Origin of the sequence: Romboutsia sedimentorum, from assembly GCF_030131845.1 — a bacterium.
Classification (GTDB): Bacteria; Bacillota; Clostridia; order Peptostreptococcales; family Peptostreptococcaceae; genus Romboutsia_D; species Romboutsia_D sedimentorum.
Genome location: NZ_JASKYM010000032.1, coordinates 1 through 750, shown reverse-complemented (window position 1 = coordinate 750; position 750 = coordinate 1). Strand labels below are relative to the sequence as shown.

Annotated in this window: 1 protein-coding gene; it reads left to right on the top strand. The window is 32.8% G+C overall.

Features of this window, described 5'->3' with window-relative positions:
- The coding region (gene hcp / locus QOZ84_RS16515; RefSeq protein WP_284133964.1) for a hydroxylamine reductase at positions 1 to 750 on the top strand (750 nt) is incomplete at both ends.

The window sequence follows — 750 nt, the reverse complement described above, 5'->3', positions numbered from 1 at the left end:
ATAGGTGTAAGAAATAACCCAGGAATACTTGTATCAGGACATGATTTAAAAGACTTAGAATTATTATTAAAACAAACAGAGGGAAGTGGAGTAGACATATATACTCACTCAGAAATGCTACCAGCTCATTACTACCCAGCATTTAAAAAGTATTCTCACTTTGCAGGAAACTACGGAAATGCTTGGTGGAAGCAAAAAGAAGAGTTTGAAAGTTTCAATGGACCAATACTTATGACTACAAACTGTATAGTACCACCAAAAGATAGTTATAAAAATAGAATATACACAACAGGTGCAGCAGGATTTGTTGGGATTAAGCATATAAAAGGTGAGAGTGAAGATAATAAAGATTTCTCTCAAATAATAGAGCAAGCTAAAAAATGTGCTCCTCCAAAAGAAATAGAAACTGGAGAAATAATAGGTGGATTTGCACATAACCAAGTATTTGCACTTGCAGATAAAGTAGTTGATGCAGTAAAATCTGGAGCAATAAAGAAATTCTTCGTAATGGCAGGATGTGATGGAAGAGCTAAGTCAAGAAATTACTATACTGACTTCGCAAAAGCACTACCAAAAGATACTGTAATATTAACAGCAGGATGTGCAAAGTATAAGTATAATAAATTAAATTTAGGTGATATAGGTGGAATACCTAGAGTACTAGATGCAGGTCAATGTAATGACTCATACTCACTAGCTTTAATAGCACTTAAATTAAAAGAAGTATTTGAACTTAATGATATAAATGAA